At 28.1% G+C, this 26,868-nt stretch carries 23 protein-coding genes and 1 pseudogene; 21 read left to right on the forward strand and 3 right to left on the reverse strand.

Features of this window, described 5'->3' with window-relative positions:
• The first annotated feature begins 229 nt into the window (after window positions 1-229).
• Window positions 230-871 (forward strand): O-methyltransferase, encoded by a 642-nt coding sequence (locus tag Q0684_RS08280; RefSeq protein ID WP_299015082.1) that lies wholly within the window; start codon window positions 230-232, stop codon window positions 869-871.
• Between the two features lie 7 nt (window positions 872-878).
• On the opposite strand, the gene Q0684_RS08285 is transcribed toward Q0684_RS08280, so the two are convergent.
• Entirely contained in the window at window positions 879-1,160 is a 282-nt protein-coding gene (locus Q0684_RS08285) for a twin-arginine translocase TatA/TatE family subunit (protein WP_299015085.1), read from the reverse strand.
• Between the two features lie 107 nt (window positions 1,161-1,267).
• Here Q0684_RS08285 and Q0684_RS08290 point away from each other — a divergent pair, with 107 nt between their 5' ends.
• Window positions 1,268-1,474 (forward strand): hypothetical protein, encoded by a 207-nt coding sequence (locus Q0684_RS08290; RefSeq protein ID WP_299015088.1) that lies wholly within the window; start codon window positions 1,268-1,270, stop codon window positions 1,472-1,474.
• Window position 1,475: 1 nt separating this feature from the next.
• On the forward strand, window positions 1,476-1,655 hold the full coding sequence (locus Q0684_RS08295; RefSeq protein WP_299015091.1) for a hypothetical protein: 180 nt from the start codon (window positions 1,476-1,478) through the stop codon (window positions 1,653-1,655).
• On the opposite strand, the gene Q0684_RS08300 is transcribed toward Q0684_RS08295, so the two are convergent.
• The gene (locus Q0684_RS08300; RefSeq protein WP_299015094.1) at window positions 1,652-2,113 is read right to left on the reverse strand and encodes an RNA methyltransferase; all 462 of its coding nucleotides are present in this window, start codon (window positions 2,111-2,113) and stop codon (window positions 1,652-1,654) included. The two genes, Q0684_RS08295 and Q0684_RS08300, sit on opposite strands and share 4 nt — an antisense overlap.
• A gap of 765 nt (window positions 2,114-2,878) precedes the next feature.
• Between Q0684_RS08300 and Q0684_RS08305 the strand changes: the two genes are divergently transcribed.
• The 15 genes and pseudogenes from Q0684_RS08305 to Q0684_RS08375 all read left to right on the forward strand — a co-directional run bounded on the left by Q0684_RS08305 (window position 2,879) and on the right by Q0684_RS08375 (window position 20,425).
• Window positions 2,879-4,402 carry a hypothetical protein gene (locus Q0684_RS08305; protein WP_299015097.1) on the forward strand — a complete coding sequence of 508 codons (1,524 nt, stop codon included), beginning with the start codon at window positions 2,879-2,881 and terminating at the stop codon, window positions 4,400-4,402.
• Window positions 4,403-4,407: 5 nt separating this feature from the next.
• Window positions 4,408-4,947, forward strand: coding sequence for a hypothetical protein (locus tag Q0684_RS08310; RefSeq protein WP_299015100.1), 540 nt, complete (start codon window positions 4,408-4,410; stop codon window positions 4,945-4,947).
• Window positions 4,948-5,310: 363 nt separating this feature from the next.
• Window positions 5,311-5,517: pseudogene (locus tag Q0684_RS08315) on the forward strand (Fic family protein); the annotation flags it as partial.
• Between the two features lie 501 nt (window positions 5,518-6,018).
• Window positions 6,019-7,005: a nucleoid-associated protein gene (locus Q0684_RS08320; protein WP_299015107.1), complete on the forward strand. Its 987-nt coding sequence runs from the start codon at window positions 6,019-6,021 to the stop codon at window positions 7,003-7,005.
• On the forward strand, window positions 7,005-8,204 hold the full coding sequence (locus Q0684_RS08325) for a hypothetical protein (protein ID WP_299015111.1): 1,200 nt from the start codon (window positions 7,005-7,007) through the stop codon (window positions 8,202-8,204). The genes Q0684_RS08320 and Q0684_RS08325 overlap by 1 nt, the downstream gene beginning before the upstream one ends.
• A gap of 279 nt (window positions 8,205-8,483) precedes the next feature.
• Window positions 8,484-9,083: a hypothetical protein gene (locus Q0684_RS08330; protein ID WP_299015114.1), complete on the forward strand. Its 600-nt coding sequence runs from the start codon at window positions 8,484-8,486 to the stop codon at window positions 9,081-9,083.
• A gap of 556 nt (window positions 9,084-9,639) precedes the next feature.
• The gene (locus Q0684_RS08335; protein WP_299015117.1) at window positions 9,640-10,101 is read left to right on the forward strand and encodes a hypothetical protein; all 462 of its coding nucleotides are present in this window, start codon (window positions 9,640-9,642) and stop codon (window positions 10,099-10,101) included.
• Window positions 10,102-10,734: 633 nt separating this feature from the next.
• Window positions 10,735-12,186, forward strand: a complete 1,452-nt coding sequence (locus tag Q0684_RS08340) for a M23 family metallopeptidase (RefSeq protein WP_299015120.1) — start codon at window positions 10,735-10,737, stop codon at window positions 12,184-12,186.
• A 14-nt stretch (window positions 12,187-12,200) separates the two neighbouring features.
• On the forward strand, window positions 12,201-12,707 hold the full coding sequence (locus Q0684_RS08345; protein ID WP_299015123.1) for a hypothetical protein: 507 nt from the start codon (window positions 12,201-12,203) through the stop codon (window positions 12,705-12,707).
• A 731-nt stretch (window positions 12,708-13,438) separates the two neighbouring features.
• Window positions 13,439-14,443 (forward strand): hypothetical protein, encoded by a 1,005-nt coding sequence (locus Q0684_RS08350; RefSeq protein WP_299015126.1) that lies wholly within the window; start codon window positions 13,439-13,441, stop codon window positions 14,441-14,443.
• A 6-nt stretch (window positions 14,444-14,449) separates the two neighbouring features.
• Complete coding sequence (locus Q0684_RS08355) at window positions 14,450-14,761, forward strand: hypothetical protein (RefSeq protein ID WP_299015128.1); 312 nt, start codon at window positions 14,450-14,452, stop codon at window positions 14,759-14,761.
• Window positions 14,762-15,647: 886 nt separating this feature from the next.
• Complete coding sequence (locus Q0684_RS08360; RefSeq protein ID WP_299015131.1) at window positions 15,648-16,865, forward strand: hypothetical protein; 1,218 nt, start codon at window positions 15,648-15,650, stop codon at window positions 16,863-16,865.
• Window positions 16,866-17,344: 479 nt separating this feature from the next.
• Complete coding sequence (locus tag Q0684_RS08365) at window positions 17,345-17,665, forward strand: hypothetical protein (RefSeq protein WP_299015133.1); 321 nt, start codon at window positions 17,345-17,347, stop codon at window positions 17,663-17,665.
• 798 nt (window positions 17,666-18,463) lie between these two features.
• On the forward strand, window positions 18,464-19,921 hold the full coding sequence (locus tag Q0684_RS08370) for a hypothetical protein (RefSeq protein ID WP_299015136.1): 1,458 nt from the start codon (window positions 18,464-18,466) through the stop codon (window positions 19,919-19,921).
• A gap of 9 nt (window positions 19,922-19,930) precedes the next feature.
• A complete protein-coding gene (locus tag Q0684_RS08375; protein WP_299015139.1) occupies window positions 19,931-20,425 on the forward strand; it encodes a hypothetical protein in 495 nt (164 codons plus the stop codon).
• 69 nt (window positions 20,426-20,494) lie between these two features.
• Here Q0684_RS08375 and mutS read toward each other — a convergent pair whose 3' ends face one another.
• Complete coding sequence (gene mutS / locus Q0684_RS08380; protein ID WP_299015142.1) at window positions 20,495-23,122, reverse strand: DNA mismatch repair protein MutS; 2,628 nt, start codon at window positions 23,120-23,122, stop codon at window positions 20,495-20,497.
• 117 nt (window positions 23,123-23,239) lie between these two features.
• Between mutS and Q0684_RS08385 the strand changes: the two genes are divergently transcribed.
• From Q0684_RS08385 to Q0684_RS08395, 3 genes are all read left to right on the forward strand, one after another.
• Window positions 23,240-23,767, forward strand: coding sequence for an RNA methyltransferase (locus Q0684_RS08385; protein ID WP_299015144.1), 528 nt, complete (start codon window positions 23,240-23,242; stop codon window positions 23,765-23,767).
• A 117-nt stretch (window positions 23,768-23,884) separates the two neighbouring features.
• A complete protein-coding gene (locus Q0684_RS08390) occupies window positions 23,885-25,855 on the forward strand; it encodes a tetratricopeptide repeat-containing sensor histidine kinase (protein ID WP_299015147.1) in 1,971 nt (656 codons plus the stop codon).
• Complete coding sequence (locus Q0684_RS08395) at window positions 25,845-26,522, forward strand: response regulator (protein ID WP_299015150.1); 678 nt, start codon at window positions 25,845-25,847, stop codon at window positions 26,520-26,522. Before Q0684_RS08390 ends, Q0684_RS08395 begins: the two co-directional genes overlap by 11 nt.
• Window positions 26,523-26,868 lie beyond the last annotated feature (346 nt).

The following is a 26,868-nucleotide window of genomic DNA, read 5'->3' on the forward strand; positions in this document are numbered from 1 at the left end:
GATAAATAATGATAACTTCCCCAAAGACAAGATGAGAAAGAACGGTTTAAATGAATTTGAATACCCCTACTTTTTGTAATTTTGTAACAAATTATTAGATTTTTTATTTGTTAAGACAAAATCTAAATATCCAATAATCTAACAGTCTAAGAATCCAAGAACCCGAAAATCCAACAATCCAAGAATCCAACAATCCAAGAATCCAAGAATCCAACAATCTAAAACAAAAATGCACTTTTTACCAGAAAAAATAGAAGATTACGTAGTAAATCACTCACAAGAAGAACCACAAATTTTAAAAGATTTAACTAGAGAAACTTGGCAAAAAGTTTTAAATCCTAGAATGTTAAGTGGTGCTTTTCAAGGGCGTGTTTTGTCTATTTTAACCAAAATAATTAACCCAAAAAATATTTTAGAAATTGGTACGTATACAGGTTACGCAACTTTGTGTTTTGCAGAAGGTTTACCAAAAAACGGTAAAATTATAACGATTGATAAAAATGAAGAGTTAGAAACCTTGCAAAATAGTTATTTTGAAAAATCGGGTTACAGAAACCAAATAACACAGTTTGTAGGCAATGCTATAGAAATTATACCCACTTTACAAGAAAAGTTTGATTTGGTGTTTATAGACGCAGATAAATCGAATTACAGTAACTATTTTAATCTAATTATAGATAAAATGAATGCAGGTGGTATTATTTTGTCTGATAATGTGTTGTGGAGTGGTAAAATTGTAGAAAAGCTAGACCCAAAAGATAAAGACACAAAGGCTCTTTTAGCATACAATAAATTAGTTAACCAAGACACAAGAGTAGAAACTGTTTTATTGCCTATAAGAGACGGTTTAACACTAAGTAGAGTAAAGTAGTAAGGTTTTAAAACTGTCTTTTAATTGGGCCTGTAAAATCATCTATATCATCTTTTACGGCATTAATTTCTTTATTAATGTCTTTGGTAATATCTGTATCTATACTATGTTTTTCTGCGCTGTCTTTAATTTCTTTTTTAATATCGTTAGTGGCATCTTTAACTTGACGTATTCCTTTACCCAAACCTTTAGCAATTTCAGGAATTTTATCGGCACCAAAAACCATAACTACAATTAACATTACAACCATAATTTCTGGACCACTAATAAATAAGAAAGTTGTATTCATATTACAAAGATACAGAGTTATTTTAATAAATTACTTTTTCTAATCTGCATTAACGCAATTTTGTAGTTTTGTTTCATATTTATTATATTTACCAAAAGGAAAGGTTTATGTTATTTATTTCTGCTGTACAGATTGTTGTTTTATTTTTTTTATTACTAATTCCAGTAGTTTATGCATTAATTTTAGCTTCTAGAGAGCAGCATAACATGCGCTTTTTAATTTGGGGTGCCATTATACTTTTTGTTCCTTTTTTAGGTGCTTTGGCATGTATTCTAAATTATCATTTAAAAAAGAGAACTGCAAAAACTACTTAAAATGAAAAATGAATTTGAAGATTTATATACAGGGATAATTTTTGGTATAGCACTTTATTTTTTAGGTGCTATAGACTTTTACGAACCAATTTCTTACATTGTAATTATAGCAGTAGCTCTAAATATTGTTTTTCCTTTATTTAAAATAATAAAGCATTCTTTATTGGCATATAAAAATTAGTGGTTAAAGCAAAGCTTTGCTTGCCTATCATACATAATTATACTGCCAGCAACAGATACATTTAAACTTAATTCAGATTTAAATTTTACCAAATGATGGGCTTTTTCTATGGCCAATTTTGGCAAACCATGGTCTTCTGCACCTAATAAATATACACAACGTTTTGGGTGTGTAAAGGTTTCTAGTTGCACTGCTTTTTCAGTTAATTCTACACCAACCAATTGTGCACCTTTTGGTAAGTTTTTATAGAAATCATTAAAAGTTTTGTAATGAAAATAAGGCATGGCACCAACAGCTTTATGCGTGTCACAAGCTTGTTTTGCATACCTGTTGCCAATAGTAAAAATAAAACTAGCGCCCATATTTTGTGCAGAACGCCATAAAACCCCTAAATTTTCTGGTGTTTTTCCGTTTTGTATACCAATACCAAAAAAACCTTGTGCTAGGTTGTTTACCATTTGTTTTACTCTTTTTTAAAATAGAATTCTTAACACTTTTTTTATAAAATGAAAGGTCTAAAATTTTTAAACTTAATTCGAATTTACAATATTTTTAACTCAAAATATAGTTTATGAAAAAAGGAGAATTGAAAAAGTATTTTAAGTACGGTTTTATAATTGGTGTTTTTGGTATGTTTTTCTTTCTTAGCTTAAGATAAAAACACTTTTTTCACAGAAATATGTGTGCTGTTTTTAGAAATGTTGCATAAAATAATACTTGCTCTAAGTTCATCTTTCAATTTTTTTTAACCCTTTTGATAAACAGACAATTTCATAAAAACAAAGCTAGTTTATACCTTTTTTTGGATTGATGTTTTGCCACACATTTTTTTAATTTAGGATTGATACTGTTTAATTTTTATTTAAACTTTATAAAACGTTTTTTTTAAATATTTCTTTTTTAAGCTATTTATTTAAGAAAATCACAAAAAATAAATAAATTTAGATGTTACTGTATTTGAGGTAGTTAGCTATGTTTCATCCCCTAATTAAGGGATGGCAAATATCCCCTAATTAAGGGATTGCCGGTGCTGTTTTTTTGTTTTACTTTTAGAAAGAGATGATTTGTTGTTTTTTCTGGAGAATAAAGAGCAAATGTATAATGGCATATAGTAAGGGTAATGCATCTTATTATTTGCAGATAAAAAGTTGGTAATAATTATGCCAATAAATAGAAGAAAGATAATTGCATTATTAAGTTTAATCCCCCAAAAAAAAAATAACATGAAAATTTTAAAATTAATAGTTCTATTATTAGTCTGCTCATATTCTTATGGGCAAACAATTGAGTCAATAATTCAGCAAAACAACTTAAAGCTGTCTAAAGTAAAAAGTTTTATTAAACAAAATAATTTACAAGTCCCCATAGATGGCTGTGTAGATTTTCCCAACCCAAATTACATAGAACCATATCCTAATTACAGCCAATCTTTACAAAGAAGTGCACAAAGTGAAACCCAATACGTTTTTAATGTATATTTTCATATAATTAATGAAAGCGATGGAACAAGAGAAATTGCTATTGGCGAAAATGAAGTTATGGATGCAGTTGCATTACTAAACAGAAATTTTAATTCTTTTAATATTTTTTTTAAATATACGGGACATGGTGCCATAAATGATAGTAATTGGACTATAATAGAAAATTCTGCAGATTTTTACGATTTAAGAAGCTATGCAAAAGAAAACGATTATTTTGTAGAAAACGCCTTTAATATATTTATTTGTGAAGATTTTAAAGCTGGTGCAGGTATCGCTTTTAAACCTGGAATTACTAGTTTAGTAGAAGATGAAGATTTACTAAACTCAACATTACAGCACGAAATAGCGCATAACTTTTTAATTCATCACATACATAAATTCACAACCACTTGTGAACATGTTAACGGCAATAATGCTGATATTACAGGAGATTTAGTTACAGATACAAATGCAGCGCATAAATTAGATTTAAATGGTGCAGATAATATTCTTGGAAATGAAGACGATGAAGTAATCTTTTTAAATAATGGTTATGTATACAACAACTTTAGTAATAAGGTAGACTGCACAAACACACCTTATAAAGATATTCAAGTATTAAATTATATGGCATCTAACAGCTATTTAGGCATTAGGAAAAGTTTTACAAACGGACAAGGTGTTAGAATGAGAGAAACAATTAAAAATAATTTAAATACAATCTATGCCAATGTTCAAAATAGTATTTCATCTTTATATGAACCGTATTTTTATGAAATTACAGGTGCAGAGGGTAATGAAAATATAAATTCTACTAAAGACGACCCAAATATATCTCAAAATATTATAGTTTGTCGCAATCCTCTACTAATATCTAAGTTCCAAAAAGGATTTGATTATAATTTTTATACCTTTGACACTTGGGATGACAAGAATGCGCCTATTAACCCTGTTTTAGATTTTAAAAAAGTAAACAATGAATATGCTGTTGTTAAAAATAAATACAAGCATGCCATAAAAATAAATCAAATTAGTAACAACATAAAGATTTACACAAATTTAGGCGGTTACAGAGGTTTTATTTGTAAATCTGAGCCAGCAACTGCAGGTAGAATAGTTACTGCTTCAAATTTGGGCAGTAATGATATTTCCGTTAAAAATTTGAATGAGAAACAGGTTGTTAATCCTAATTTAGTAAAAGAGCTAGAAAAAGGCAAATACCATACAATTACAAGAACAACAAAAAGCGGTGTTTCAACACAAAAAACAATATATAAAAATGATTAATTAATATGAAACAAATATTGTACTGTTTAGTATATTCTGCAATATTATTTAGTTGTAATTCAAGTAACTACAATGTAGCTGATGAAGAAAATAATCTGTGTTACACAGAAGACCTTGGTATTGGAATTGAAAGTAAAGATCCTTTTAACGCTGCACCAAAGCCAAATCCTTTTTTTTCTGCAACACACAAATGGTTATGGGGTAATACTAATGAAAATTTAAAAGTATTTTCTAGAGGAGAAGTTTCAGACGAAGCAGTAGAATATAGCGTTTTTGAGTTTTCGTTTGACGAAAATGGTTGTTTAGTGCCAGTTTTATTTAGCACTTTTATTGTGGAAACAGAAATAACGCTAAACCCAGCAACAAATCAACATGAAATTATTAATAGTATTTTGAATTATGCAGAAGACAGTTTTACAATACAAGTAGAAGCGTATAAAGAGAACGAACTTCTTAAAGCTAAGGTAAGTAGCAGCAATAATTTAAATATTGAAAAAAATATTTTTGCGGAGTTAATACCAGAGAATAAGGAGAAAATTATTTAAACAAAACACAGTACTGTATTTTCATAATAGCAGCTAAAAATTAAACGTATAGTTTAACTTTTAGCTGCTATATTCTTTTAGCGAAAAAGGTACACTTAGGTTTATTATTTTTAAAGCATTAAACGTTTGCAAATAGTAGAAAAACATTTTTAAATATTTAATTAAACTACATTATTGCAATACCACAAAGCAAAAAAAAATTAAAATATAAAAAGAATAACTTTGGTTCTATTTATAATTTCTAACTTAAGTTTTTGGCAAACAAACCATAATATTCTTAAGAAAATTAGTGTTTATAAAATAGATACAAACCAAAACCAAATACATAGAAAATAGCAGTTTAGCACAAATTATAAATTTTATAGTCAAGATTTATTGAATAATTTATTTCAACAGCTGTACACAAAAATTGAGTTTCTAGAAAGAGATTTAGGAGTATCAAGAATTATAGCGGCTAATTATTTAAATAGACTAGCTAAAGATGGAATGCTTACAAAACAAAAATTAGGAACAAGAAATTATTATGTTAATGAAAAATTATATACCATTGTAACAAAAAAAGTAGTGTAGCAGGTATGTTTTCCTGCTAAAACCACTATTTCTTGCGCAACATTCGCTTAATTTTATTCAAGCTGCAATAGGTGTTAAAGTATCAATATTTGTTGCTAAAATTTCTTCTCTAATATTTTCTAAAAGAGAACTATCTAACTGAAAAAAACGCAATTGCACTACTTTGTTTTAAAACTGTTTTAAAAAAGCGCAAAGTTTACCACCATTTTTTTAAAATCTGCTTTTTTGTGAAAAATAGGTTTTAAAAAACAGTTTTATATGTAACTGATTATTAGCGACTTAATACTTTAGCATCCCTTAATTAAGGGATGCAAATATCCCCTAATTAAGGGATTGTTTGGTTTGTTTTTTTGTTTTAGTTTTATATTGTTATGAGTTGTTAATTTTTTTAGAGAATTAATAAACTAGATAATAACAGAAAATAATTAGGGATATGAGTACTACTTATTTTTTTATAACCTGTTGGCAACAAGGCAAAAAAACTCGAACTAACCAAAAACTATGGAATTAAAAAACATCGTACTTCATCATATTAAGAGAGAAGAAAATCAAAGTCCTGAATTAAATATTTCTGACCATTTATTAGATAAAACCGACAGCATAGTAAAAGAGTTTGTAAGTAAATTAATTAAAAGCTTTGGTGCTAAAAACCCTACTTACGGAGAATTTCACGAAGATGTATTAGCTTATCCATTTCAAAATTTGGTTCAAGATTATCGCTTAGACGAGGACTTTCTAGAATTTTCAAAGGAATCAATGAAACTGTTAGAGAAAGAGATTCAAGTACCTCAAGCAAAAGGTGGATATGTGGTTTTTACTCATTATAAAAATAACGATGTTGAATTTCTCATAACTATAATGCTTGACAAAGCAGAACAGTTTACGATTAATGACGAAAGTTTAGATATTAAAAAATTAAAAACTCTTGATATTGACAAATTAGCTCGAGCAAATAGAATAAATTTATATAAATGGGAAAACGGAGATGATTTATATCTTTCATTTATTAAAGGTACTAGAGATGTATCTAGCTATTTTCAAAAATTCATAGGTAATACTGATTTAACCTCTTCTAAGAAAAATTCTCAAAATTTAAAGGATGCCATTTCTAAATATATGCGAAGTGAGAATTTTACAGATGAACAGAAAGAGAAAGCAAATCGTGAAATTGCTGATTATCTTCAAAGACAGTTTGACAATAATTTAGATGTTGAAGTAACTTCCGTTTCTGCACATCTTAATCCGGACAATCCATTAAGCTTTATAGATTATATTCAAAATGATGATGATTTAGAAGTAAGCGGGAATTATCGTTTATCGAGAAAGGCTGATTTTAATATCTTTCACCGTGCAAAAATTACTGGAAATGGTTTTAAAGTTGAATTTGAAAAAAACTTGATTAGAAAAGGTAAAGTAATCAGAGAAGGCAATGATTTAATTTTTAAAGATTTAAACAAAGATGAGCTAGATAAACAATTTGAATTATAATGGATATTAAACATTTCATATCATTTAGAAAAAAACTTCAAGACTTTGAAACTACATCTTTCGGTTTTAAAGGATTATTTTTTTTAAAAGATTCTACGGATTTAGAATTAATAAGAAAATTTAGTGATTCGCAAATTCGAGAAATATACTATCAAGAAAATCAAAATACAGCAGACCATAAAAACTTACTTATTGGAGAAAAAGTTGTTGTTTTAATCGACCTTTCGAAATTCGATTACTATTACGAAGATTTTAAAGAGTTTTTAGCTTCTAATAAATATGGTTTAAAAAATGAAGATTTTTATATTTTCGATTTGGATTATCACCATAGCTTAAGCGAAGGAAATGGAAAAATTACTAATTTTCTTAAAATTCAATCAATCATATCTTTTCTAAAAAAATTAAGTACTTATGAAAAGGAGACTAAAGGCCTATTAGAATTGTTTTTCAATAAGCCCGATAAAATATGTTCAATAATTATTGACTACAATGAAAACGAGATTGTCAATTTATCTTTAATTAAATCAATTACAGATTTGAATCAACACGTTTTCGAAACCTCTGATAAAGAAACTCGAATTAGACTTTTCACAAACGAAATGATGAATTTATTATCTAGTAAAGATTTTCAATTTAAGACAGTCTTAAAAAATTGGGACTTAATTAGTGGTAGCTATCGCAATAGTTTTCAGATTTATTTATCGGAATTTTCTTTTGATAAAATTAAAACATCATCACAAGAATATTTTCACGAACTGACTGACAGAATTTATTCAACAATTAATAAGTTTTCTGCTTACATACTAGCGATTCCAGTAGCTTATATTCTCATTCTAAGGTTCTTCGATTTTAATGGAGAAAACTTTGCTAAAGATTCCTTTTTAGTTGTTATCGGCTTACTATATTTTATAGTTATTTGGTTTGTCCTTTTAAATAATCTTAGCAAGGCATTCGAAACAATAGAAAATGATATTTCAAAATTTATAAAACGTATTAGAAATGAGGAAAATCTAACTGAAATCACAGAAAGCTTAGAAAACCAAAAAACTAAATTAATACCAAATCAAAAAAGAAAAATTATGCTCGTGAGAATTGTAAGTATTATAATTCTCATAATGACAATAGGAGCTTATATATTAATATATTTAGATAAGCTTCGTGAATTGTTATGCGAAAGCCCAGTTGCCAACAATGTATAAAAATAATAGCGGTTTTATCGCATAAACGAAAGTAAGTAAATATAAAAAAGGTCTGTGCACAACCGAAAAGTTAGTGTGTGAAAATCCGCTACTATTCTTATACTAGACCGTTGGGCCATATCAAAAGACAAACTTTAGGGCTGATATACCCAATTGAGTGAACAATTCAAACTCTATTTTGGAAATGAGTAAAACCAAAATAAGTAAATAAAAATAAATTCGAGCTATAATTAATCCTATTTTGCGGAGTGAGTTGGATTTAATCTAAATAATTTAATTATGAACTTTATTAAAAAGAATATTCAAATCTTATCTGTTTTACTGACAGTATTGCTAATTGCTTCATGTAGTAATGAAGAGAGCATGAATAATTCCGAAGAAATACAAAAGGAATTATCTTTAATATCACCAGATGGTAAGAAAATCGCCAATTCGCAAGGAGAACTCATAAATTTGTACCTTGATAATGTTGGAATTACTAAAAGTGACAATGATATCGAAATAATAGATATTAGGTATTCCAATTCTGACAACTATTCATTTGGAGTTGTAGATTTATCTGTAGGTGAAAACCTAAGCTCTATGCTTGTATTGTTAGATATATCTGATAATTATACTGTGTTAAGTGATAGCGACGGATTAAGATTTGTTGAAAAAGGCAATTTTTCATTGGATGGTATTCCTTCTGAAAACATTTTAAAATCAAACACTCAAAAATCTTTAGGGTTCTCGGAGGTTGTTTATGTTTGTAACGGTGGATGCTGTGGTTGGTCTCAGACAGGTGATGACGCATATAATTGTGGCTGTCCTGCGGTTGTAAGTACCAGTCTAACCTTGACAACGAGTGACGGTTGTGCAATTCAAGTTATTGAAAAATAAATATTTGAAATAAGACAACATTGATTAAGGAGCGGATAATTTAGAACACTTATTTTATCCGCTCTATTTATGTAACTAGTTTTATTCTTTCTGATTTAGTATCAAATTTAGTAAAAGACAAACTTAAGACGTATATAGCTCATAGCTAGTTAGTTGCTTAATCAAAGTTAAGGCATATTTGGAAAGTCGCCAAATTTTTAAATTTGACGATTTCCAATAAAAAAAATAAATAGTAAAATTTAAAAATCTGGCTTGTGCTTAATCCGAAAATAATTTTATAATTTGCACGCTACGAGCCATATACAAAACCGTTGTAAACAATGCAAAAAAATCCGTTATATAGAAACAAAATTTTGAATCAAAAATGACTGAAAAAAGAATTTTACACAAAATTAGCTTTTCTATTATTCATTTTAAAAATGTGATTTTATTAAAATACAAACAATTAAAAAAATAAATTAAAAACAGCAGTTAAGCCTAGAATTCGCAGATTATTTAAAAACTAAATTTGATTCAGAATATAAATCTGTCAATAATAAATGTAATTAATAAAATTATGAGAAAAGTAGTTTTTATATGTATCGCAATAATATCTTTTAATTGTAAAAGTCATGATATTATTGAAGCGAACAAGCTAACTATTAGCCAGGTAAAAGTTTTAAACCAAAATAAAGATATAGTAATCGCCACTTTTGGACAACCATTACAAATAACTACAGAATACTCCGAAATGGATGATAATAAGATGTATATATATTATTATAAAGGACTGAAATTTTATATAATCAATAACTTAGTTGAAAGTTTTGAAATTTCTAGTAGCATGTTTTTATTTACTAATTATCATATAAAAGTAGGAGATAATATATCTACACTTAAAAATTTATTTTCTAATAGTTTTGCATTGAGAAGTCTGGATTATTTAAAATTAGACATAAAAGACAGTGATATGTTTTTAACCATTGAATTTAATTCAATATCTAATAATATCTCTAAAATAAACATAGGGAATTATTAAAAATTATAAACTACAATACCTCATAAAAATAATGGCGGAAAAGCGCAAATTTTTTAGTTTGTTCTTTTCTGCTATTTTCTTTTTAAAACAATTACTTTTTATTCAACATTCGCTTAATTTCATTCAATTTCATTAAAGCTTCAATCGGAGTCAAAGTGTCAATATTTGTCGCTAAAATTTCTTCTCTAATATTTTTTAAAAGCAGTTTGTTTTACTGAAAAAAACGCAATTGCACTACTTTGTTTTAAAACTGTTTTAAAAAACCACAAAGTTTACCACCATTTTTTTAAAATCTGCTTTTTTGCGAAAAATAGGTTTTAAAAAACAAATTTAGATATACCTGATTATAAGTAAACTAACACTTTTGTACACCTTAATTAAGGGATGCTTGCATCCCCTAATTAAGGGATTGCTTAGTTTGTTTTTTTATTTTATGTTTACATTATTATGAGTTGTTAATTTTTCTAGAGAATTAATAAACCTAATAATAACAGAAAATAATTAGGGATATGCTTGCCAATTACAGTTTTAGATATGGGTTTATACTATACTTTTTTAAACCCGTCACACAAAGCTTAAAAGTTAGCATATAATTTACTAAACCTTAAAATTAATTATTAAATGAGAACAATAATGAAAAACAAATTATTGCACTATCTTAGAACTGGTATTCTGTTTCTTGGAATTTTAATTACCGTATCTAGTTGTGAAAAAGAAGAGCTTATTACTCAAAATTACCAAGAAGAATCTAATTTTTCAAAAATATCTTTTTCTGAATTGCCAAGTGAATTTTTACCTGAGGTAAAAGAATTAAAAACAAATTATTATAGTAAATCTAAGCAATACGATAATCTTTTGATTTATGACAAACAACAGGTAATAAAGTTAGTTGATTCTATTAAAAACACTAGATATTCAGTTAAATTTAACATACAAAATCAACCATATAATGTACTGTATAATTTAATTCTAGGTAAAGATGTTTATGGTAAAAAACAAGAACCTTTTATAATAAAGTACACTATTAACAATTTTAATGAAGTGTATTTAAATGGAAAGTATGATTTTTCTAAAATGAAAGGTAGCATAGCTATACACAAATATTATCCTTTCTTAAGTTATTTAGACAAATTAAAAAAATCAGCACATAATAAAACGGAAGATGGTTTAATAGAAGATGATGCTTGTTCTAAATACGATAATGATGGAAGTTCTGGTGGTGGTTCTGGAAGAAGTTCTGGTGGAGGTGACGATCCATTGGAAGATGAAAATGAAGTTCAATTTGAAGAACCACCTGGAGGTGGTGCTACCTCAGATGGTGATGCAACCTGCAATATAAATTTATGGTACAGCTCTAATACAGATTTAGATAATCTTTTTGCTATAACTTGGTCTTGTACAGATGGTACAAAAGGTAATTTAGATGTAAAAAAATCAGGTAAAACAGATAGTTTAGATTGTATTAAAGAGGGAGATGTTCCTGTTAATGAAGGAGAGAATTTATGTCCTGATGGAAAAGTAGCAGATAAAAATGGAAATTGTGTGGAAAAACCTTGCATTGGTGATCCAGTTGCAAATCCTGAAATAGCTCCACAAACTAACTCTGGAATACAAGGTGGTATGAACGATACCTGTGCTAGAAGAAATTCTGCTTATAGTTGTAAAGGAATACGAGGAAGGAAATGGCACAATGGAGTAGATTTAAAAAATCCCCAAGGAGCTCCTATTTATGCAGTTTATGATGGAAGTGCTACTATTCATACACAGACAAACGAAAAAACGGGAAAACTAGACGGAGCAGGTTATTATACAGCTATTGTTTCAAATGTGAATGGAAAAACCGTCAGAATGGTCTATTTTCATTTGCAAGACCATAATAGAGTTACTGGTCATGTAAAAGCTGGAGATATCATAGGATATCAAGGAGATTCAGGAAACTTGAAAAATGCAATTAGGCAAGGCTATGCTATTTCTCATGTTCATATTAAGACTCAGGAGAATGGTAAGAATGTTGACCCACTTCTTCATTTAAAAACAACAATAAATACTAGTTCTGGTCAAACAACAAATCCATGTAATAACTAAAAAATATAAAAATCATGAAAAATATAATTTTAATAACACTAATTTTCTTTACAACAATCTCTTGCAAAGCTCAATTAAATAATTTGAACGAAACTGAACTTTTCGATGGCATAAAATTTAATAATATTTCTTTAGGAGATATTATGGAAACAAAAGGAAAATTAAATGAAATAAGAAGTTTATTAGGAAATTCTGTACAAGAAACCACTAATAACTCAGGTCCTTATATTGGTAAGGAATTATCCAATGACAATATTGTAATTAGTTTTGAAGATGAGACCGATAGTGGTAATAATTATGATTTAACTACAATATATGTTTTAAATTCATCTGTAATTGCCAATGTTAAGGGTTTATCTATAAAAATAGGAGATAGTAGAAGTAAGTTTGGGAATTACTATCTATTCAATGAAATTGATAGTAGTTACAATTTTACAGACGCTGATACAGGTAGTGTCGGTTTATCTTTTAAAATTGACGCGAACAATAAAGTTTCTAAAATAGAATTAATTTGTTTTTAAATTTAAAAACATACTACTACAATAGATAAAAAAACAGCAGAAAAGTTTAAATCAGAGGTTTAGTTCTTTTTGCTGTTTTTGATTTTTAAAAAAAGTATAAGTAAGCTATTTCTTAACCATCATTCGTTTAATCTCATTCAATTTCATCAATGCTTCAATAGGTGTTAAAGTGTCAATATTTGTCGCTAAAATTTCTTCTCTAATATTTTTTAAAAGCAGTTTGTTTTACTGAAAAAAACGCAATTGCACTACTTTGTTTTAAAACTGTTTTAAAAAACCACAAAGTTTACCACCATTTTTTTAAAATCTGCTTTTTTGCGAAAAATAGGTTTTAAAAAACAAATTTAGATATACCTGATTATAAGTAAACTAACACTTTTGTACACCTTAATTAAGGGATGCTTGCATCCCCTAATTAAGGGATTGTTTGGTTTGTTTTTTTGTTTTAGATTTACACTGTTATGAGTTGTTAATTTTTCTAGAGAATTAATAAACCTAATAATAACAGAAAATAATTAGGGATATGAGTATCAATTATGCTCTTAAACCTGTTGTGCCAAATTAAAAAGCAAAACGGACACAAAACAGACTGACCATCTGCCTAATGATTTTTAGGAAAAATGGAGAATGTAAAAGCTGAAAAGCCATTTTAAAATAGAGTAAGCGTTCATAAAAATTAAAATTGTTAACAAAATTCACTTAAAATTGGAATTTAAAAATAAAAAAATAAATTGAAAAAAATATACAAAATATTTATATTTTTAATTATTATTGTCGGTTGTGATAACAAAGAATCAATTAATGAAATTAGTTCAGACGAGATTAATCAATTAGAAATTGTAAATTTAAATATAAATAAAGAAACTGAAATTAATTTCATTGACAATAACGTTAGGATAAACTTTAAAGCATTTAAAGGTGAAAATATAATTACTTCTAATTTAACTTTAAAAAATAAAAATGAGGAAGTCAAAATATTAAGCAATTCATTTAAAATTGATAAAAACATAAAATCTTTCAAACTTGGCATTTCTGAAGATATTGAAAATTCAGCAAAACAAATACAGAATCAACTGAAATTAGAAGTATGGCTAAATGTTAGAGATAGTTATGAAAACTTCATAAAAAACTTAACAAAAGAAGTAACTATTAGAGAATATCAGTCAGACTTAATTCAGTCAACGTTTTACCAACTGTCAATTTTTAATACTATTATTAGAAGTATAGAAGAAAAAAAGAATTGTGAATGTACACCTTTACCTGCTTACTTTGTTGGTAAATCGAGTTTTTGGTGTCAAGAAGATTATTTTTTTGAAACTAATGATTTATTAGAATATTATGCAAAAAACAAAAATCAACTATTTTCTTTTGAAGGTGGTAAAAAAGAATTTGATTATTTAACTAATCTAAACAAAAATAAGGTATCAAGTAAAGAGTTATTTTCTTTACATAATTCTGTTCAAAATTTTAAACTAAAAGTAAAAGAAAAATATAGTAATGATAATAACTTAAGTAATAATTTACCAAAGAGTGAAGATGAAAACGAAAATGAAAACGAAAATGAAGATGGAGAAGATTGTTGGTCTGGCATGTTAGGTTCAGATTTAGGGTGTTGTGGTAACTACAGTGGATGTTGTTGGTATTCTTCACTTAATTGTTTAAGACACGATGTTGCTTGTCTCAAATGTGATAAATGGCATTGTGGTCCTGCTTGTGCACCTTCAATTTTAGAATAAAATGTTATGAAAAAAATTATTATTGGTATTGTAGTTGGAATTTTACCACTATACAGTTTTATTTCTTGGATAAACATTTTTTATAATGAAAAACTGATTAATCAAGAAGCAAGAATTAAAGAATATCGTAAAACCTTTTTTGGTTTAATCGATGATGTTAATATAATAACTCTATTAAATATATTATTTTGCATAGTATCTATTTATATTTTAGGAAGTAGTTTTTCAAAAATGAAAAAAGGAATTAAAATTTTTAGTTCTCTTTTAATGATAGTTTTATCTATCCTAATTTTATATAATATATGGAGTTTATTATAAATTTAAAATAACTTAGCACAACCACGTATATAAAAAATAGCAGTTAAGTGCAAATTTAAAAGTTTGTACTTATCTGCTATTTGTTTTTTTAAACTGAAAGTTTAAGCATTTTTATTCTGCTACTTTTCATATACCAACACACTATTTTTTACTCAACATTCGCTTAATTTCATTCAATTTCATTAAAGCTTCAATAGGAGTCAAAGTATCAATATTTGTCGCTAAGATTTCTTCACGTATATTTTCTAATAAAGGATCATATAAATGAAAAAAGCTGAGTTGCACTACTTTGTTTTAAAACTGTTTTAAAAAACATCTCTTTTACTTATTGATGTTGATAATGAAGCGAAAAAGGCATTTTAAACTTTTTTTTAAAAAACCGCAAAGTTTACCACCATTTTTTTAAAATCTGCTTTTTTGCGAAAAATAGGTTTTAAAAAATAAATTTAGATGTACCTGATTATAAACAAACTAACACTTTGGCATCCCTTAATTAAGGGATACAAACATCCCCTAATTAAGGGATTGTTTAGCTTGTTTTTTTGCTTTAGATTTACACTGTTATGAGTTGTTAATTTTTCTAGAGAATTAATAAACCTGATAATAACAGAAAATAATTAGGTATATGCTTGCCAATTACAGTTATAGGTTTATACTATACTTTTTTAAACCCGTCATACAAAGCTTAAAAGTTAGCATATAATTTACTAAAACTTAAAATTAATTATTAAATGAGAACAATAATGAAAAACAAATTATTGCACTATCTAGAACTGGTATTCTGTTTCTTGGAATTTTAATTACCGTATCTAGTTGCGAAAAAGAAGAGCTTATTACTCAAAATTACCAAGAAGAATCTAATTTTTCAAAAATATCTTTTTCTGAATTGCCAAGTGAATTTTTACCTGAGGTAAAAGAATTAAAAACAAATTATTATCGTAAATCTAAGCAAGACGATAATCTTTTGATTTATGACAAACAACAGGTAATAAAGTTAGTTGATTCTATTAAAAACACTAGATATTCAGTTAAATTTAACATACAAAATCAACCATATAATGTACTATATAATTTAATTCTAGGTAAAGATGTTTATGGTAAAAAACAAGAACCTTTTATAATAAAGTACACTATAAACAATTTTAATGAAGTGTATTTAAATGGAAAGTATGATTTTTCTAAAATGAAAGGTAGCATAGCTATACACAAATATTATCCTTTCTTAAGTTATTTAGACAATTTAAAAAAAACAGCTCATAATAAAACGGAAGATGGTTTAATAGAAGACGATCCTTGTTCTGAATACAACAATGATGGAAGTTCAGGAGGAAGTCCTGGAAGGGGTTCTAGTAGTGTTAGCGATCCATTGGAAGCTGAAGAAAATCAAGTTCAATTTGAAGAACCACCTGGAGGTGGTGCTACCTCAGATGGTGATGCAACCTGCAATATAAATTTATGGTACAGCTCTAATACAGATTTAGATAATCTTTTTGCTATAACTTGGTCTTGTACAGATGGTACAAAAGGTAATTTAGATGTAAAAAAATCAGGTAAAACAGATAGTTTAGATTGTATTAAAGAGGGAGATGTTCCTGTTAATGAAGGAGAGAATTTATGTCCTGAAGACAAAAAATGTCCATGTTTTGGTACAATTAGTAATATTGATACTTCTAATGCTTTTAGTTCAAATACCATTATAAACAGTATACAATCTGTTTTAGATGCTTATGGAATTAAAGGAGATGCTTTAGATTTTCTTAAACAAAAAGAAATATTTTCCCCAGGGACATTAACAAAAACAGCTAATGATTATATTAAAGGGAATAAAGCTTTAGGCTCAGTTGCTGGTGTATTAGGCATTGGTATCAGTATAGCAGAATATTTGGAGGAGCCAAGTACCGCAAATCTCTTAAGAGTTGCAGTAGATGGAGCAGCCACAACTCTTCCACTTGCGGGGTCATTATCACTTACTGTAATAGAGATATTATATGAAAATGAAAATGGTGAAACAATTATAGATATTATATTGAGAGCAGCAGCAGAAGCGATAGAAGAAGCTATGGATTGTGACTTGGGAGCAGGCATACATGGCTTAATCTTTTAGTTTTGTATAAGTATCATAAATTTAAATCAAAAAAATGTTTTTTTTAAAATACATTATTTATTCAATTTATCGTTTATCGAATAAAATAGCCAAAAGGCAAACTTCATATCCTGAATTTGTAACTAAGGTTAGGTTTGTAGTAGCTTTAAGTGTTTATTCTTATATTTTGTTTTTTTTAGGATATAAATTCTTAACAAAATATATTGAATTAAAGATAATTTGGAATTTTGATACAACTTTAACGATTAGTATATCATATATTATATTGCTAAGTTTACTACTTTATTTTAAATTTAACTTTGAGTGGGTAAAAAAAATAGAATTAAATAAAAAACAAAAAAATAATAGTCGAATTATTCTAATAATACTGTTAGTAATAATTCTGTTCTTTTTAATTAAAAACTAAAATTATAATGAAATATTTACAAATTATCTTAATAGCAGCTTTCATACTCATAGTACAAAAAAATAATGCTCAAATGATTACATCTAATATTCAGACAAATTTATTAAACAAGAATTGGAGTTCAGACCCAAATAGCAATAAAGCTGTTATGTTTGTTTTTAAACAGACTAAATTACATGTCTATTCTAATGGTAATGAGATTGGTTATGAAGATTACTATCTGACAGATAAAGATTCTACTTTTAAAGATTCTGATATAGGAAGTGTTTCCTCGGGTAATTATATTAAGACTAGACGACTTACCTATATTATAGAGTTTTATTCAGACTTTAAAAAGTTTAGAATCCGTGCAAAAAATAGCTCTAAGTGGCAAGACTACTATTTGTTAAATTAGTAGTTTTATGGTCATAAATAAAATCCAGAACTAATATGTTTTGGATTTTTTTTAATTCTTAATTTTAAAAGTTATATTTTTTTTAAATTGAATAAATCAAAATTTAAAATAATGAAAAAATAGTCTTATCAACCTTAAGACTAATCCTTTTTTTAATTTAAAACTAGAAAAAAACTGATTAGAAACACTTGAAAAACTAATAGTTAAGAGCAAACTAAAAAGTTTGTGCTTTTCTGCTACTCTCCTTTTAAAACCACTATTTCTTACTCAACATTCGTTTAATCTCATTCAATTTCATCAATGCTTCAATAGGTGTTAAAGTATCAATATTTGTCGCTAAAATTTCTTCTCTAATATTTTCTAAAAGCAGTTTGTTTTACTGAAAAAAACGCAATTGCACTACTTTGTTTTAAAACTGTTTTAAAAAACCACCAAGTTTACCACCATTTTTTTAAAATCTGCTTTTTTGCGAAAAATAGGTTTTAAAAAACAAATTTATATGTACCTGATTATAAACAAACTAACGCTTTTGTAAACCTTAATTAAGGGATGCTTGCATCCCCTAATTAAGGGATTGTTTGGTTTTTTTTTTTGTTTTAGATTTACAATGTTATGACTTGTTAATTTTTCTAGAGAATTAATAAACCACACAATAACAGAAAATAATTAGGGATATGCTTGCCAATTACAGTTTTAGATATGGGTTTATACTATACTTTTTTAAACCCGTCATACAAAGCTTAAAAGTTAGCATATAATTTACTAAACCTTAAAATTAATTATTAAATGAGAACAATAATGAAAAACAAATTATTGCACTATCTTAGAACTGGTATTCTGTTTCTTGGAATTTTAATTACAGTATCTAGTTGTGAAAAAGAAGAGCTTATTACTCAAAATTACCAAGAAGAATCTAATTTTTCAAAAATATCTTTTTCTGAATTGCCAAGTGAATTTTTACCTGAGGTAAAAGAATTAAAAACAAATTATTATAGTAAATCTAAGCAAGACGATAATCTTTTGATTTATGACAAACAACAGGTAATAAAGTTAGTTGATTCTATTAAAAACACTAGATATTCAGTTAAATTTAACATACAAAATCAACCATATAATGTACTGTATAATTTAATTCTAGGTAAAGATGTTTATGGTAAAAAACAAGAACCTTTTATAATAAAGTACACTATTAACAATTTTAATGAAGTGTATTTAAATGGAAAGTATGATTTTTCTAAAATGAAAGGTAGCATAGCTATACACAAATATTATCCTTTCTTAAGTTATTTAGACAATTTAAAAAAAACAGCACATAATAAAACGGAAGATGGTTTAATAGAAGACGATCCTTGTTCTGAATACAACAATGATGGAAGTTCAGTAGGAAGTTCTGGAAGGGGTTCTAGTAGTGTTAGCGATCCATTGGAAGCTGAAGAAAATCAAGTTCAATTTGAAGAACCACCTGGAGGTGTTGCTACCTCAGATGGTGATGCAACCTGCAATATAAATTTATGGTACAGCTCTAATACAGATTTAGATAATCTTTTTGCTATAACTTGGTCTTGTACAGATGGTACAAAAGGTAATTTAGATGTAAAAAAATCAGGTAAAACAGATAGTTTAGATTGTATTAAAGAGGGAGATGTTCCTGTTAATGAAGGAGAGGAAGAAATGTTCGAAATTGATATTGAGAATACTGAAAAAATTGACCCCAAAGAAGAACTTAAATGTTTTGATGCAACAAAAAACGCAAAACTTACTATTTATGTTCAACAACCTTTAGAGAATAGTAATGAAGTTTATACCGGTAGTAATGGACCGGGTCATGCATTTATAGGGATAGAACAGAATAACATTACTAGAAATTTGGGTTTTTACCCTGTAAAAGAGGCTAATAGGGCTTTAATTGGTGTTGGGAAAACATATGATTCTGAAATAAGAAGCAATAATGATTATATGTATCATATAAGTATATCAAAAAATATTACTAATACCCAGCTTCAAACTATAATGGAATATATTAGAAATGCTCCTAATAAATACAATGTTAATAGTTTTGCTTGTGCAGATTTTGCAATAGCAATAGGAAATTTAGCGGGTTTAGGGTTACCATCCACAACTGTAAATAAGTATTTGTTTAATGGCAGAAGTCCTGGTACATTAGGGCAGGAAATACGACAAATAAATTCAAATAACGAAGTAACAGTATCCAAAATAAAAGCAAATTCACCAAATAAAACTGGTGAGTGTAAGTAAACGTCAACTATGAAAATAAAAATAATTATAGCACTATTACTATATATAAGTTGTGTTGGTATTCAAAGAAATAAAGAGGCTGTCTTAATAAAAGAGTTTATAATAAAGCTTAATGATAGTAAAGTTAGTTCTAAGTCTATTTTAGATAATTTTATACAAATTGAAGAAGATAAGGACAACTCACTATCTTTAAGCGATAGAAAGTCATCAATAATTGAAATTATTGAGAAAATTAGAGATCCAAAAATTCAGGGAAATTCTTTATTTCCTAAGTACGCATTAGATTCTATTAAGAATTTTAACATATATCCATTAAAAGAATATGAAAATTTGAGTAAATATAAGTTTAGTGGTATGAATATTTTAAGGGAAGATGCTTTTATTTTATTAGATGATAAAAAGAAAAACATTCTACAGTATTTTTTACTAAATAAAGAGCATAACAAAATTATTTCTTTTAGTTTATTTGTTAAAACTGATGTAGCTTGGTTTTTAGAATATTAAACTAAAAAACTAGTAGTTAAGTGCAAACTAACAAGTTTGTGCTTTTCTGCTATTCTCCTTTTAAAACCACTATTTCTTACTCAACATCCGCTTAATTTCATTCAATTTCATTAAAGCTTCAATCGGAGTCAAAGTATCTATATTTGTCGCTAAAATTTCTTCACGTATATTTTCTAATAAAGGATCATCTAATTGAAAAAAGCTGAGTTGCATTTCTTCGTGTTGGCTTTGTTTTAAAACGTTTTTAACATCCGCATTTTTGTTGTTTTTTTCTAACTGTGCCAAAATTTTATTGGCTCTATGTATTACCATATTTGGCATTCCTGCTAATTTGGCTACATGTATACCAAAACTGTGGTTAGAACCACCAGAAACCAATTTACGCAAGAAAATAATAGTGTCTTCCAGCTCTTTTACAGACACATTAAAGTTTTTAATGCGCTCAAAAGTGGTGGTCATTTCGTTTAATTCGTGGTAATGTGTGGCAAATAATGTTTTTGCTTTGGTTGGGTGTTCGTGTAAAAACTCAGAAATGGCCCAGGCAATAGAAATACCATCATAAGTAGAGGTTCCCCTACCAATTTCATCTAAGAGAATTAAACTGCGCTCAGAAACGTTATTTAAGATAGATGCTGTTTCATTCATTTCTACCATAAATGTAGATTCTCCCATAGAAATATTATCGCTGGCACCAACTCTTGTAAAAATCTTATCTACAATACCAATTTTTGCATTTTGTGCAGGCACATAACTTCCCATTTGCGCCAATAAAACAATTAATGCAGTTTGGCGCAAAATTGCAGATTTACCAGACATATTGGGTCCAGTAATCATAATAATTTGTTGCAGATTTCTGTTTAATACCACATCATTTGCAATATAGGTTTGGTCTATAGGCAATTGCTTTTCTATAACAGGATGTCGCCCATTTTTAATATCTAAATCTGTGCTTTCATCCATAATTGGGCGCACATAATTATGATCTATTGCCAAAACAGAAAAACCTAATAAACAATCTATTTTTGCGATAATTTGTGCATTTTCTTGCACTTTTTGCACAAAACCAATAATATATTGCAATAATTTAGAGAAAATTTCTTGTTCTAAAACCTGAATTTTTTCTTCTGCACCTAAAATTTTGGTTTCGTATTCTTTTAATTCTTCAGTAATGTAACGTTCTGCAGAAACTAGGGTTTGTTTTCTAATCCACGCTTCAGGAACTTTATCTTTATGCGTATTTCTAACCTCAATATAATACCCAAAAACGTTGTTAAAGGCAATTTTTAAACTGCTAATTCCTGTAGCTTCAGTTTCGCGCGCCAACATAGCATCTAAATACTGTTTTCCAGAATTAGAAATGGCACGTAAATCGTCTAATTCTTTATGCACATTATTGGCAATTGCATTTCCTTTGTTAATGTTTACAGGAGCATCATCAAATAAAGTTTCAGCAATTTTATCAATTAAAAACTCACAAGAATGTAATTGTTTTCCTAAGGTTTTTACCGCTTTATTTTTGCTTTTTTCAGCCTCATTTTTAATCGGTAAAATGGCTTTTAAAGAATCTTTTAAAAGTACAATTTCTCTTGGTGATGCTTTGCCTGTTGCCACTTTAGAAATCAAGCGTTCTAAATCAGATATTTGTTTCAGTTGATAAGTTACAGTCTGTGAAAAATCATCAGAATCTATAAAAAACTTTACCAATTCGTGCCTGTTTTTAATCGCCTCTAAATCTTTTAAAGGCAATGCTAACCAACGTTTTAACAATCTTCCGCCCATTGGCGAAATGGTTTTATCAATTATATCTAAAAGCGTAACAGCATTTACAGAATTAGGGTTGTATAATTCTAAATTTCTAACCGTAAAACGATCCATCCAAACATAATTATCTTCAGCAATTCTGCTAATATTTTGAATGTGTTTTAGCTGATTGTGTTGTGTTTCAGATAAATAATACAAAACAGCACCAGCTGCAACAATTCCGTTTTTAACATCTTGTATTCCAAAACCTTTCAAGCTTTTTACTTCAAAATGATTTTGTAAAGTTTCGTTGGCATATTCAGACTGAAAAACCCAATCATCCAAATAAAAAGTATAATATCTGTTTTCAAACAATTCTAAAAACTGTTGCTTGTTTTGTTTTTGCACCAAAACTTCACTTGGCCCAAAATTTTGCAACAATTTGTCTATATATTCTGCAGTTCCTTGGGCAACTAAATATTCACCTGTAGAAACATCTAAAAAAGAAATGCCCAGTTGCTTGGCTGCTGAGCGTGACGAAGTATCAAAATGAACAGCCGCTAAAAAGTTATTTTTTTTGGTTTGTAAAACTTCATCATTTAAAGAAACACCAGGTGTAACCAATTCTGTAACACCACGTTTTACAATGGTTTTAGTCATTTTTGGGTCTTCTAACTGATCGCAAATGGCAACACGCATACCTGCTTTTACCAATTTTGGCAAATAGGTATTTAAAGAGTGATGAGGAAAACCAGCCAAGGCAGTTTCAGAATCAGAGCCAGCACCTCTTTTTGTGAGTGTAATGCCTAAAACACCAGCTGCTTTTATAGCGTCTTCACCAAAAGTTTCGTAGAAATCTCCAACACGAAACAACAACATAGCATCAGGATATTTTATCTTGATGGCATTGTACTGTTTCATTAAAGGAGTTACCTTTTTAGCTTTTGATTTTGCCAAGTTTTACAAATTTTCAGTTAGTTTTGCGAAGATATAAAATATAGTTGTTAGTGTTTAGTTTTTGGTTGTTAGTTAGCACACCATCAACTAAAAACCACAAACCAACAACCAAACAATATGAGAAAACTAAAAAATAACGAGTTAGGTAGAATTTCTGTTGAAGAATTTAAAGCAACTAAAAAAACGCCTTTAATAATTGTTTTAGACAATATTAGAAGTTTAAATAATATTGGTTCAGTTTTTAGAACTTCAGACGCTTTTTTGATTGAAAAAATATATTTGTGCGGTATTTGTGCAACGCCACCAAATAAAGAAATTCATAAAACAGCTTTGGGTGCAACAGCATCTGTAGCTTGGGAATATGTAGCAGATACTTTAGAATTGGTTAAAAACTTAAAAGCTGAAGGTGTTACTGTTTTAGCGATTGAACAAGCAGAAAACAGCACAAAATTAGATGCTTTTTTACCAGAAAAACAGCAAAAATATGCTATTGTTATGGGTAATGAGGTAAAAGGCGTGCAGCAAGAAGTTGTAAATGCTGCTGATTTTTGTATTGAAATACCACAATTAGGTACCAAGCATTCTTTAAATATTGCAGTAACTACTGGTGTTGTTATTTGGGATTTGTTTCAAAAAGTGAAATAAAAAACCCATTTCTTTGACTATTTTTCATATTTTTAACATGTCAATAAAATTTTAGACAATGAAAATACAATTCCCCTTTGTAAAACAGTTTGTTGAATTATTTTATACCGCGAGCGTATGAAAAAATCACCCAACTTTTTTGCGTTAAACGTTTTCTTTTTTATTGCTTTTTTGCTGTCTTTCAATTTGTTCTCACAGAAAAAAGACTCTATTGTATTTTACTTAGATAATGCTAAAAAAGAAAATAAATTTTTATATCTAAAAAGAGCAATTGCGCTTTCAGAAGAATTAAAAAATGATTCGCTTATTAAGAAAGCTGCTGTAGCACATGCAAGAGCAAGCTATTTTGCTAAAAATACTGTAGGTTTAGCTTTTTCAAAAAACACCCTTTTAAAACACTTTAAGTCTAGTAAAGATTCTTTTTCTCTGGGAAAAGCGTATCATTTAGAGGCTTTAAATTATAAACTAAAAAATAATTTAGATAGTAGTTTTTACTATTATCAAGAGTCAAAAAATATATTTATTGGTCTTAAAGATTCTGTAGAAGTAGGTAGAAGATTGTTATCTATGGCTATTTTACAAGTAAAAGAATTAGATTATTTGGGTAGCGAAACAACAGCTGTAGAAGGTTTAAAATACATAGAGCCTGCCCAACAAAAAGAATATAGAACGTTAATCTCTCTTTATCAAACTTTAGGGAATGCTTTAGGGCACTTAAACAGACCTGAAGAATCTAGAGCTTCTTACATAAAAGCTAGGGAAATGGCTAAATTTAACCCTATAAAAAGTAGGAGAGATATAAACTATTTAAATCTTTATAATAATATTGGTGCTACTTATGTAGACGAAAAGAATTATGAAAAAGCCATTAGCTTATTTGAAGAAGGATTGCGTTTTGACAGTGTTGCAATTAAATATCCTAGACAATACCAAAACCTTTTAGGAAGTCTATCTTCTGTTTATTGTAGACAAGGTAAAATTAAAAAAGCCATTGCAGGTTATAAAACGGTTTTATTGGGCAGACAAAAATCTAATTATTATTATGGGCAAAGTGTTTCTCATAGTCTTTTAGCAGAAGCCTATTTAAAAACCAAACAATATGCATTGGCAAAAAAACACGCACTTAAAGGCTTAGAGCTTGGTAAACAAACAAGAAATACTGAGCAAGTTTTAGAATGCTATCAATTTTTATCTGAGCTTTCTCAAGGAGAAACGGCTAAAAAGTATTTTAAGGCCTATGTAAAACTTAGTGATAGTTTGTTTGCAAGAGAAAGGTATCGAAAAAATCAGTTTGCAAAAGTGAAATACGAAACTGAAAAAAAAGAAAAAGAGAACATCAATTTAAAACAAGAAAATGAGCGTAATGAACTGCTTTTAGAAAGTGAAAAACAACAAAAAACTATTGGTTGGCTATTTGCAGGAGCAGGTGTTTTATGTATTGGTTTTGGTTTAAGTGTAGTAAATAGTAGAAGAAAAAAAATGCTGTTTGATGCTAAAATGCAACAAATAGAAGCCAGAGAAAAAGAGCGCCAACAAATTGCAAAATCTTTACATGATGAGGTTGCTGGAGATATTAGAATGTTGCATTTAAAATTAGCAAAAACAAAGCAAATAGAAGAAGCCAAAAGTTTAGATACGATTAAAGAAAATGTTAGAAATTTATCGCATCAATTAAGTAGCGAGAGTTTTGATAAAGTTTCTTTTAAAGACCAAATAATTGGTTTAGTTTCCGATTATTTTGAGCCAGATTTTAGGATAAAAATACAAGATATAGATAGCGTAGATACCCAAAAAGTAAATAATGCTATTAAAAGAACCTTGTTTTTATGTGCGAGAGAAAGCATTCAAAATGCAAAAAAGTATGCAAATGCCAAAGAATTAATTTTAAGTTTTAAACAGACTAAAAAAACAGTAATTTTAAGCATTGCAGATAATGGATTAGGTTTTGACACCCAGGCTAAAAAAAACGGAATTGGTCTAAAAAATATGAAAGAACGTGTAGAAGAAATAAACGGTGTTTTTTCTGTGGAAAGTGAATTAGAAAAAGGAACAAAAATTACTATAGAAATTGCAAAGAATGGAAAATAAAACAAGAATTTTAATTGCAGATGATCATCAATTGGTTATTCAAGGGATACTTTGCTCTTTAAAAGAAGTAGGTGATTTTGATGTTGTAACTGTAAATACGTCTGATGCTGCTTTTGAAGCCATACAAACAAATCGAAAAATAAATCCTTTTCATATTTTATTTACAGATTTAAGTTTTGATAATACTACAATTGATGCCAAATTAGATGGTGGAGAAGAATTGATAAAGGCTATTAGAAATAATGAAATTGATATTAAAATTGGTGTAATTACAGGACATACAGAAACCAATAGAGTGTACAATGTAATTCATAATTTAAATCCGAATGCATACATTTTAAAAAGCAATTGCGATGCTACAGAATTGGGTTTTGCGATTAGCAAAATGTTAGAAGGTCAATTTTATTACACGCATGAAATTCATCAAAAAATAATGCGTAGAAATATGATACAAATTCAAATGGATGATATTGCTGTGCAAATTTTAAAAGCATTACCCAATCATCCTAAAATTGCTAATTTAGAGAGTGTTATACTAAAAGGTGATGGAACTGCAATTAAATTACGTTCTATAGAAACCAAATTAGCCAATTTAAGAACAGATTTAAACGCCAATAACAATACAGATTTGGTACTAAAAGCCAAAGAATTAGGCATTATTGATTAATACTTGTGTTTTTGCGGAAATCCGCATTTTTAACTTCGGCTTTTAACCATCTTGCTTTCTTAATTCCTACTATTTTTGTAGTGTATTTGCTTAATAAAGCAAATACAAATTTTCCGGAATGGGATTAATTGCAGACACGAGAGTAGGGGCTTGTGTTGAAGATTATGAAGAAAAAGGAAAAGACCTTTCTAAGAAATTAGGAAGGTTTTTTTATTTAAAAAAATAGCCCAACTTATGATGGTGGATTAAGTTCTTTAAACTAAATTTTATTTGTATTACCAATTTAAAAAACAACAATTACTTCTGGTTTAAGCGAAAAGCTAACAGACAAGTTTAGCCCTGATTG

The sequence above is a fragment of the uncultured Polaribacter sp. genome (assembly GCF_947503875.1).
GTDB lineage: Bacteria > Bacteroidota > Bacteroidia > Flavobacteriales > Flavobacteriaceae > Polaribacter.